The organism is Clostridia bacterium (assembly GCA_019683875.1).
In the GTDB taxonomy this organism is placed as follows: domain Bacteria; phylum Bacillota; class Sulfobacillia; order RBS10-35; family Bu92; genus Bu92.
The window spans coordinates 1-9503 of the sequence record JADGHN010000071.1 but is presented as its reverse complement, the minus strand read 5'-3'; the positions used below and the strand labels follow the sequence as shown (position 1 = coordinate 9503).

General features: G+C 71.6%; 9 protein-coding genes. 3 read left to right on the top strand and 6 right to left on the bottom strand.

Annotated features, from left to right (window positions below):
• From IRZ18_06795 to IRZ18_06775, 5 genes are all read right to left on the bottom strand, one after another.
• A partial coding sequence (locus tag IRZ18_06795) for a serine/threonine protein kinase (GenBank protein ID MBX5476814.1) occupies window positions 1-1030 on the bottom strand: 1030 nt, incomplete at its 3' end.
• Complete coding sequence (locus IRZ18_06790) at window positions 1027-1779, bottom strand: Stp1/IreP family PP2C-type Ser/Thr phosphatase (GenBank protein MBX5476813.1); 753 nt, start codon at window positions 1777-1779, stop codon at window positions 1027-1029. The genes IRZ18_06795 and IRZ18_06790, both read right to left, overlap by 4 nt.
• 3 nt (window positions 1780-1782) lie before the next feature.
• A complete protein-coding gene (gene rlmN, locus IRZ18_06785) occupies window positions 1783-2871 on the bottom strand; it encodes a 23S rRNA (adenine(2503)-C(2))-methyltransferase RlmN (protein MBX5476812.1) in 1089 nt (362 codons plus the stop codon).
• Between the two features lie 61 nt (window positions 2872-2932).
• Window positions 2933-4345, bottom strand: a complete 1413-nt coding sequence (gene rsmB, locus IRZ18_06780) for a 16S rRNA (cytosine(967)-C(5))-methyltransferase RsmB (protein ID MBX5476811.1) — start codon at window positions 4343-4345, stop codon at window positions 2933-2935.
• An 84-nt stretch (window positions 4346-4429) separates the two neighbouring features.
• Window positions 4430-5119 (bottom strand): zinc metallopeptidase, encoded by a 690-nt coding sequence (locus tag IRZ18_06775; protein ID MBX5476810.1) that lies wholly within the window; start codon window positions 5117-5119, stop codon window positions 4430-4432.
• A 242-nt stretch (window positions 5120-5361) separates the two neighbouring features.
• Here IRZ18_06775 and IRZ18_06770 point away from each other — a divergent pair, with 242 nt between their 5' ends.
• From IRZ18_06770 to IRZ18_06760, 3 genes are read left to right on the top strand one after another with little or no spacing between them, the layout of a single operon-like run.
• A complete protein-coding gene (locus tag IRZ18_06770; GenBank protein ID MBX5476809.1) occupies window positions 5362-6366 on the top strand; it encodes an ABC transporter ATP-binding protein in 1005 nt (334 codons plus the stop codon).
• Between the two features lie 11 nt (window positions 6367-6377).
• Complete coding sequence (locus IRZ18_06765; GenBank protein ID MBX5476808.1) at window positions 6378-7190, top strand: ABC transporter permease; 813 nt, start codon at window positions 6378-6380, stop codon at window positions 7188-7190.
• An 18-nt stretch (window positions 7191-7208) separates the two neighbouring features.
• Entirely contained in the window at window positions 7209-8045 is an 837-nt protein-coding gene (locus tag IRZ18_06760; protein ID MBX5476807.1) for an ABC transporter permease, read from the top strand.
• A 36-nt stretch (window positions 8046-8081) separates the two neighbouring features.
• Here the strand turns inward: IRZ18_06760 and IRZ18_06755 are convergent.
• On the bottom strand, window positions 8082-9503 hold a 1422-nt coding region (locus IRZ18_06755; GenBank protein ID MBX5476806.1), incomplete at its 5' end, for a methionyl-tRNA formyltransferase.

Here is a 9503-nt window from a genome sequence, read left to right as displayed (position 1 = left end):
CCCCCGCCCCGCGGCCGCCCTCGCCGCCGCGGCGGTCGCGGCCGCCGCCCTCCGCACCGCTGCCTTCGCCCGCCCCTGCGGGCCGCGCCGCCCTCGCCGCCGCGGCGTCCGCCGGCAGGCGCGGATCCAGGCCGGTGGCGCGGAAGCCGGACGGGAGCGCGACCGTGGCCCCTTCGTCCGGTTCCTCGCCCTCCGTCCTGGACGGCAACGGCCGTCCCGCCAAGAACGCGTCCAGGTCGCGGCGGAACATCTCCGCCGACGCGTACCGCCGCACGGGCTCCTTCGCCGTCGCTCGCGACACGATGTGGAGCAGGTCCCCGGGCACGTCATCGCGGAAATCAGCGAGGCTCGGCGGTTCGGCCTGCAGGTGCTGCATCGCCACGGCCAGGGGCGAGTCGCCCTCGAACGGGGGCCGTCCCGCCAGCATCTCGTACAGGACGATGCCGGTGGCGTACACGTCGGAGCGCTCGTCGGCGGGCCGCCCCTTCGCCTGTTCCGGCGAGAGGTAGTGCGCCGTGCCCAGGATGCTGTCGGTGTGCACGAGGGTGGCGCCGCCCGCCGCCTGCGCGATGCCGAAGTCCGTCACCTTCACGCGGCCGTCCCGCGTGAGGATCACGTTCTGCGGCTTCACGTCGCGGTGGACGATGCCGGCGCGGTGCGCGTGCTCCAGCGCGATGAGGATGTGCTTCGCCACCTCGGCCGCGGCGTCCGGGGCGAACGGCCCCTCCTCCTGGATCCGCCGCTTGAGCGTCGACCCGTCGACATATTCCATGACGATGTAGTACACGTCGCCGTCCTGGCCGACGTCGAACACGCTGACGATGCGCGGGTCGGAGAGGCTCGCCGCCGCGCGCGCCTCCCGGCGGAAGCGGGCGACCAGTTCCTCGTCGGCCGCGAATTGGGGGCGCAGGACCTTGACGGCGACCGGCCGGTTGAGGAACGTGTCCAGCGCGCGGTAGACGATGGCCATGCCGCCGCCGCCCACGCGCTCCAGGATCTCGTACCTGCCGCCGAGGATCCGTCCGATCATCCGCCGACCCCCTCGCAACCTTCCACGCGCGCCAGCACGGCCGTGATGTTGTCGTAGCCGCCGCGCTCGTTGGCGAGCGCCACCAGCCGTTCGGCCAGGGCGCCGAAATCCGCCGGGCGCGCGTCGCGGACCATGCGCATGAGCTCGGCGCTGCTGACGAGGCTCGTGAGACCGTCGCTGGCGAGGACGAGCACGTCGCCCGCCCTCAAAGTCTCCCCCCGTACGTCGACCTCCAGCGGCAGCGGCGCCCCCAGCGCGCGCGTCAACAGGTTGCGCTGCGGATGCACCATGGCGCCGGTCTCGTCGAGCGTGCCGCTGCGGATGAGCTCGCCGACGATCGAGTGGTCCTCCGTCAGCTGAACGATCTCGCTGTCCCTGATCAGATAGGCGCGGCTGTCGCCGACATGGCCGATCCACGCCTCAAGCCCTTCGATCAGGGCGACGGTCAGCGTCGTGCCCATCCCGTACAGGTCGCCCCTCGCCCGGCCGAGGTCGAGGATGCGCTGGTTGGCGCGCTCGATGGCCTCCCGCAGCCCGCTGGCGGGCGTCTCCGCCGCGGCCAGGACCTCCGGCAACGAGTCGCGCAGCGTCTCGATGGCGACCCGGCTGGCGACGTCCCCAGCCTGGTGGCCGCCCATGCCGTCCGCCACGGCGAGCACCCACGCCCGGTCCGACAACGGGCCGGCCCAGTACGCGTCCTCGTTGCGTTGACGCCAGCGACCGACATCGGAGGCCGCGCTCAGGCGCATGGCTCAGGTCCTTTCCGGCAGGATCGGCAGTGGGCCGCGAAGGCGGCGAGCCTTCGCCTCGCCGCTCAGCTCGCGGCGACGCAGCTGGCCGCAGGCCGCCTCGATCGCCAGTCCAAGCTGGCGGCGGATCGTCGTCGGAATTCCCCTCGACTGAAGAATATCGCGGAACTCGAGAATGCGCTGCCGCGGGGTGGCGCCCAGGGGGCTGCCCTGAATGGGATTGAGCGGGATCAGGTTCACGTGGCAGAGCACGCCGCGCAGGAGGGCGGCGAGCTCCTCTGCAAGCTCCGGGGAATCGTTCGTGTCGAGGATCATGGCGTACTCGAACGTGACGCGCCGCCCGGTGCGGGCGATGTAGCCCCGCACGGCCTGCATCAGCTCGGCGATGGGCCAGCGGCGGTTGACGGGCAGCAGGCGGTTGCGGAGCTCGTCGTTGGGGGCGTGCAGCGACACCGCGAGGGTGATCGGCAGACCCTCCTCCGCCAGGCGGTAGATCCCCGGCACGATGCCGCACGTGGAGACGGTGAGATGGCGATAGCTCAGGTTGAGCCCGTCCGGCTCGTGGGCGAGGCGCAGGAAGCGCATGACCTCATCGTAGTTTTCCAGCGGCTCCCCCATGCCCATGACGACGACGCGGGCGACGCGGCGACCTTCGGGGAGGTCGCGCTGCACGGCGAGAATCTCCTCGATCATCTCGCCCGCCGTCAGGTCGCGCTCCTTGCCGCCGATGGTCGACGCGCAGAAGATGCAGCCCTGCCGGCAGCCGACCTGGCTGGAGACGCACACGCTGACGCCGTAGCGGTACTCCATGCGCACCGTTTCCACCACGGCGCCGTCTTCCATGCGCAGGAGGTACTTGGCGGTGCGGTCGAACGGGTCCTCCTGGCGCAGGATCACGGGCGCGTAACCCACGCTGTACCGTGCCGCGAGAAGCTCCCGCAGGCTGGCGGGGAGGTCCGTCATCTCGGCGAAGCTCGTCGCCGCGCGCGCGTGCAGCCACCGGAAGAGCTGGCGCCCGCGGTACGCGGGGGCGCCGAGTTCCCGCATGACGGCGGACAGCTCGTCCGGAAAGAGGTCCTTCAAACTGCGCATGCCGACGCCTCCCGGGCCATGAGTGTCATCGTTTCGCCGCATTCCCGCCGTGCCCTGCCCGCTACGCCCGCCGGACGAGCCGCGCGATAAAAAAACCGTCCACGCCGTGCCGGTGCGGCCACAGCTGCAGCCACCCCCGCGCCGCCGAAGGCTCCCCGCGCAGCGACGGCGGCAGGTGGGGGCGAAGGTCGTCGAGGGCGAGGTCATCCCGCTCCGCGAGCAGGCGCGCCACGACCTGCTCGTTTTCCTCGGGTTCCGTGGTGCACGTGCTGTACACCATCACGCCGCCGGGGCGCAGGCAGGCCGCGCCGGCGGCCGCCAGCTCGTACTGGAGGCCGGAAAGCGCGCGCGGATCGTCCGGCCGCTTGCGCCATCGCGCCTCCGGACGCCGGTGCAGCACGCCCAGGCCCGTGCAGGGCACGTCCGCGAGCACGCGGTCCGCCGCGCCGGCGAAGCGCTCGGGAAGACGGCGGGCGTCGACCGTCGTCACCTCGATGGACGCCAGACCCAGGCGGCGCGCGTTCTCCCGGATATGCTCGGCGCGCGACGGGTCGCTGTCGTTCGCAATGACGCGGCCCCGGTCGTCCATCCGCTCCGCGATGTGGCAGGCCTTGCCGCCCGGGGCGGCCGCGATGTCGAGCACCAACTGCCCGGGCCGCGGGTCGAGGGCGGCCACCGCGACCATCGAACTCTCGTCCTGGGCCTGGATCCAGCCGCGGCGGAACGCCTCCAGGCGCGCCAGGCCCCGCGTGCGGCGGGCGCGGAGCGCGTCGTCCGGAAACAGCCGCGCCGGCTCGACCTCCACGCCTTCGCGCTCCAGGCTCTCCCGCACCTGCGCGACGGTCGCCCGCCGCCGGTTCACGCGCAGCGTGACGACCGGAGCCTCGTTCGCGGCGCGCAGCATCGCCTCGGTTTCCGTGGTCCCGTAGCGTGACAACCACCGCTCCACGATCCACAGCGGGAACGAGTGCGTCGCCGCCAGCCGCCGCGCCGCGTCGACCTCGCGCGACGGCCGCGTCGCGCCCGCGCCCGCCGGCGCCGCGCCCGCGTCCACCGCCTCGCCAGGACTGCCCGCTGCGCGCAGCACGCTGCGCAGCACGGCGTTGACGTATCCCTCCGACCCGCGCGGCGCGTGGCGCTTCGCCTGCTCGACGGCCTCGTGGACGGCGGCGTGCGGAGGGACGCGGTCGAGGGAGCGCAGCTGGTACACGGCGAGCCGCAGGATCGCGCGGACGACCGGGTCGAGCCGGCCGAGCGGCCGCCGGCTGAACGGCTTCAGCGCCTCGTCCAGCGCGCGCCGCTCGCGGGCCACCCCGTAGGTCAGCGCGGTCGCCAGCGCCCGATCGGCGTCCCCCATCGCCTGGCGGCGGAACTGCGCCTCCAGCGCTTCTTTCGCGGACAGGCCGGACCGCTCGACCTCAAGCAGCGCGGCGAGCGCCGCGTCGCGCGGGCCGCAAAGCTCGGCGTTTCGCACGGGCGCACCCCCGAGCAGATGATGCCCACAAACGCGCGGAGACCGGCGGCCCGGCCTCCGCGCAAGCAAGTCGAACCCGGCGCGTCAGTCGTTGCGCCGCGCCAGTCCGAGGAGGTACACGAACTGCATGATCGCCATGAGCGCCGCGGCCACGTAGGTCAGCGCCGCGGCCGACAGCACCCTGCGCGCGCCGCCCAGCTCCTGCGCGGACAGGTAGCCTCCGCTGCCGAGGACGCGCAGCGCGCGCGCGGACGCGTCGAACTCGACGGGCAGGGTGATCAGCTGGAAGAGGACCGCCGCCAGGAAGAGGTACACGCCGATCCAGAGGATCGGCGCCCACTGGAACGCAATTCCGAGGAAGAAGAGCGGGAACGCCGCCTGCGATGCGATCTGCGTCACGGGGATGATCGCGTTCCGCAGGTGCAGCGGCGCGTACCCGTGCGCGTGCTGCAGCGCGTGGCCGCACTCATGCGCGGCGATGCCCACCGCCGCAATGGAAGGGCTGTCGTACACGCCCGCCGAAAGCCGGACGGTGCGCGTGCGCGGGTCGTAGTGGTCCGTCAGCTCGCCGCCGATCCGCTCCACCTCGACGTTGTGCAGTCCCGCGCGGCGCAGCAGGTCCCGCGCGACGTCCGCGCCCGTCCAGCCGGACATCGTGCGCACTCGGGCATACGTCTGGTAGGCGCTCCGCACCTGCGACTGCGCCCAGAGCGCGAAGAGCAGGGCGGGGCCGACCAGGATCCAGTAGTTGAAGTCGAACGTCGGCACGAACATCCCTTGACCCGACCTCCATTCTCCAGCGAGGCCATGTACGCCCAAGACGCCGACATTATCGTACCACGCGCACCCTGCGGCGGGCAGACCGCTCCGCCCAGGCGGCAACACCGGCGATCCTGACTATCAACACTTTTGACTTTGATATTGACATCGTTCACATGGTGACTTACCTTCGTCGTCAGATGGGAGCCGTCACCAGGCTGCTCTAGAAAGAATCCCCGTGCGGAGGGGCGTGACCGATGCACGCGATCGTGGCTGAACATCTCAGGAAGGAATACCCGAAGCGCAGCACCGAGCCGTTCTGGAAGCGGCGCGGCCCCGCGGAGCGGTTCGTGGCGGTCGAGGACGTCTCGTTCGAAGTCCGCACGGGCGAAGTGTTCGGGCTCCTCGGCCCGAACGGCGCCGGCAAGACGACGACGATCCGCATGATCGCCACCCTGCTCGAACCGACCTCCGGCCGCGCGCTCGTCGCCGGCTTCGACACCGTGCGCGAGGCCACTGAAGTCCGCCGCCGCCTGGGCGCCGTGCTGGCCGGCGAGCGCAGCCTGTACTGGAAGCTGACGGGGCGCGAAAATCTGCATTACTTCGCCGCGCTGTACGACGTGCCGGCCAGGGAGGTTCATCGCCGCGTCCAGGAGCTCCTTGAGCGGTTCGACCTCGCCTCGCGCGCGGACGAGCTGGTCGAGCGGTACTCCACCGGCATGAAGCAGCGTCTCTCCATCGCCCGCGCGCTGCTCGCCAACCCGCCCGTGCTGCTTCTCGACGAGCCGACGCTCGGCCTGGACCCGCAGTCGGCGAACAACCTGCGCCAGGTGATCCGGGAGATCGCGGCCGAGGGCCGCACGGTCCTCCTCACGACGCACTACATGGAGGAGGCCGACGAGCTCTCGGACCGCATCGCGATCATGGACCGGGGGCGCATCGTCGCGTTGGACTCGCCGGAGCGGTTGAAGGCCACGCTGGACCGGGGCGCCGTGGTCCGCTTGTGGCTCACGGGCGGCGACGGCCGCCTGCGCGAGGCGTTGCTCGCCGTCCCGGGCGTGGCCGCCGTGCAGGTCGACGAACCCGAGGCGCCGGACGACCCGCGCCGCGTCACCGTGCAGGGCGACGACCTTCGGACCGCGCTGCCGTCGCTGGTCGCCGCCGCCGCCGCGGCGGGCGCGCGCACCGACCGGGTGGAGATCGACGAGCCCACGCTCGAGGACGTCTTCCTCCACCTCACGGGCCGGGCGCTCAGGGATTAGGGAGGTTCGACATGCTGCGCGCGATCGCCGCGGTCGCAAAGCGAGAGCTCATCATCTTCCGCCGGTACCCGAGCTGGCTGATCGGGGCCGTCATGTGGCCCGTGCTCTTCCCGGCGGCGTACATCTTCAGCGTCCGTGCGCTGGCCGGGCCGGACGCCACGCCGCAGACGTACGTTCAGGCGCTCGGCGTCGGCGACTACGAAGGCTTTCTCATCGTGGGGACGACGCTCTGGATGTGGGTGAACATGACGCTCTGGAGCATGGGCAGCGCGTTGCGGCAGGAACAACTGGGGGGCACGCTGGAGGCGAACTGGCTCACGCCGGCGCCGCGCTTCGCCATCCTCGCGGGCGACGGCGTGGCGAACGGGGCGATCGCGCTCCTGCAGATGGTGGTCTCGTCCGTCCTGTTCATGGTCGTCTACGGTTTCCACATCCGCTCCCCCCTGGCCAGCCTTGCCGCTTTTCTTGCGAACTTCCCCTGGGTGTATGGCCTGGGATTGCTCTTCGCGAGCCTCGTCGTGTGGGTCAAGGAAGTCAACGGCATGGTGCAGGTCGTCCGCGGGATCTTCCTCATCCTCTGCGGCATGACGTATCCGATCGCGGTGCTGCCCGTCTGGCTCCAGGGCGTGTCGTGGGCGCTGCCGCTGACACACGGGATCGCGGCCCTGCGCCAGACGGCCGTGGCCGGCGCGTCGTGGAGCTCCATCAGCGGCGACCTCGTCTGGCTCCTGGGCTGGGGCGCGGCGCTGCTGGCCGCAGGGCGCGCGGCCTTCCAGTGGACGGACCGGCGCATGCGCCGGCTCGGCTCCGTGTCGACGTACTAGGGCGGGGAGGATGACGGCATGATGGCGTCGCTGCGTCATTCGGCACGGGTCGCGTGGGCGGTCGCCGGGCAACGGTGGCGGCAGAGCCTGCGATACCCGATGAACTTCGTCACGAACAGCGTGTTCCAGCCCCTCAGCTGGCTGGCGCCCGTGTACTTCCTCGGCCGGGCCTTTGCGAACGGTAGCCACGTCCCCGGACTGGCGGCGTACTCGGGCTCGGGGGATTTCACCACGTTCTTCCTCGTGGGTGCGATCGTCGGCGGGCTGATGAGCAGCGTGATGTGGGGTATGGGGTTCGCCTTGAAGCAGCAGATGGACCAGGGCGTGCTCGAGGCGAACTGGCTGACGCCGTCGTCCCGCTTCGCGCAGCTCGTGGGCATCAGCCTGTTCGACTTCACGTACACGATCGCCCAGTTCATCGTCACGCTGGGTCTGGCCGCGTGGCTGTTCGGCTTCCACCCCACGGGCTCGTTCTGGCTCGGCCTGGGGTTCCTGGTTCCCGTGGCGCTGGGACTCTACGGGTTCGGGTTCGGCCTGGCGGGCGTCGTGCTCCTCATGCGCGAGGCGAACATGGTCATCGACACGTCGAGCTTCCTCCTCGGCGTGCTGTCCGGGGAGAACTTTCCGGTCGTCGTGCTGCCCCCGGCGCTGCTCGCCGTCTCGCTCGCGCTGCCGACCACTTACGCCATCGACGGGCTGCGCGGCATCCTGATGGGCACGCGCACGCTCATGCCGATCTCCTGGGAGTTCGGCGCCCTGTGCGTGCTGGCCGTGGTGCTCCTCTTCGTGGGCCGCTGGATGTTCCTCTTCATGGAGCGCTTCTGCCGCCAGCGCGGCACGCTGGCCCTGCGCTGACCGTAGCCTCCCGGCCGGTCCTTCGGCCGGGGCGGTCTAGGCCGGACCGGAGGACAGGCGCTCGCCCGTCGCCAGCCGGTGGCCGTTGAGGAAGTCGGCCGCGCGCATCCGCCGCCGGCCGGCCGGCTGCAGCTCCGTCACCCAGAGCGCGCCTTCCCCGCACGCCACGGCGAACCCGCGGTCCGGCCGGACGGCCACGATCTCGCCCGGCTGTCCCGGCCCGGTCTCTCCGGCTGCGGCCAGCTCCGTGCGCGCGATCTTCCACGTCGCCTCGCCGTAGCGACAGCGGGCCCCGGGCCAGGGAGTGAGCGCGCGGATGTGGTTGCGCACCTCGACGGCCGGACGCGACCAGTCGATCCACTCTTCCTCCGGGCGGATCGGCGGAGCCCACGTGACGCGCTCGGGGTCCTGCGGCGCGCGCGGCGCCTCGCCCTTCGCGAGCAGCCGCAACGCCTCCAGGAGCGCCTCGGCGCCGAGCCGCGCCAGCTTGTCGTGCAGGGAGCCGAAGTCGTCGCCGGCCTCGATCGGGAGCTCCTTCTGCAGGATCACGTCGCCGGCGTCCAGCTCCGGCGCCATGTGCATGATCGACACGCCGGTGATGTCGTCCCCCGCCATGAGCGCCCGCTGGATGGGCGCGGCGCCCCGCCAGCGCGGCAGGAGCGAGGCGTGCACGTTCACGGCCGCCAGCTTGGGGACGGCGAGCACCGGCTCCGGGATGATGCGCCCGTACGCAGCCGTGACGATCACGTCCGGCTCCAGCGCCTTGAGGCGCCCGGCGAACGCCTCGTCCCGCAGCCGGGTGGGCGTGGCCACGTCCAGATCATGCTCCAGCGCGAGGCGCTTGACGGGCGACGGCGAGACCGCCTGCCCGCGGCCGCGGGGCCGGTCCGGCTGGCTCACGACGAGCCTTGGCACGACGTCGTGGTCGATCAGGTGCTCGAGGACGGTCTCGGCGAACGCGGACGTGCCGAAGAACACGACCTTGAGCCGCGTCTCCGGCGGCAGCTCCACGACACGGCTGGCGCGGTCCACGAAAAGGACGCCCTCCAGGTGGTCGTACTCGTGCTGGATCACGCGGGCGAGCCATTCGTCCGCGTCCACCCAGAAGCGCCGTCCGTGGCGGTCTAGCGCCGTGACCCGCACCCTGGCCGGGCGCGACACGAGCCCGCGCAGGCCGGGAATGGAGAGACACCCTTCCCACAGCTCGACCTGTTCCTCGCTCGCCTCAAGGATCTCGGGGTTGATGAACTCCTTCAGCCCGTCGCCGATGTCGACGACGAAGATCCGTTCCATGACGCCGACCTGCGGGCCCGCGAGGCCGATGCCGTTGGCCTTGTACATCGTCGCGGCCATGCGGTCGATGAGGTCTCTGAGGCTGCGGTTGATCCGCTTGACCGGCCTCGCGCGCTGCCGCAGGCGGGGATCCGGATGCATGACGATGTCCATCGGCTCCGGGCC

Excerpts from the sequence above, each read along its gene's own strand:
- IRZ18_06765 (MBX5476808.1), top strand. The coding sequence starts at position 6,378 with ATGCTGCGCGCGATCGCCGCGGTCGCAAAGCGAGAGCTCATCATCTTC.
- IRZ18_06775 (MBX5476810.1), bottom strand. The coding sequence starts at position 5,119 with ATGTTCGTGCCGACGTTCGACTTCAACTACTGGATCCTGGTCGGCCCC.
- IRZ18_06760 (MBX5476807.1), top strand. The coding sequence starts at position 7,209 with ATGATGGCGTCGCTGCGTCATTCGGCACGGGTCGCGTGGGCGGTCGCC.
- IRZ18_06770 (MBX5476809.1), top strand. The coding sequence starts at position 5,362 with ATGCACGCGATCGTGGCTGAACATCTCAGGAAGGAATACCCGAAGCGC.
- rlmN (MBX5476812.1), bottom strand. The coding sequence starts at position 2,871 with ATGCGCAGTTTGAAGGACCTCTTTCCGGACGAGCTGTCCGCCGTCATG.
- IRZ18_06790 (MBX5476813.1), bottom strand. The coding sequence starts at position 1,779 with ATGCGCCTGAGCGCGGCCTCCGATGTCGGTCGCTGGCGTCAACGCAAC.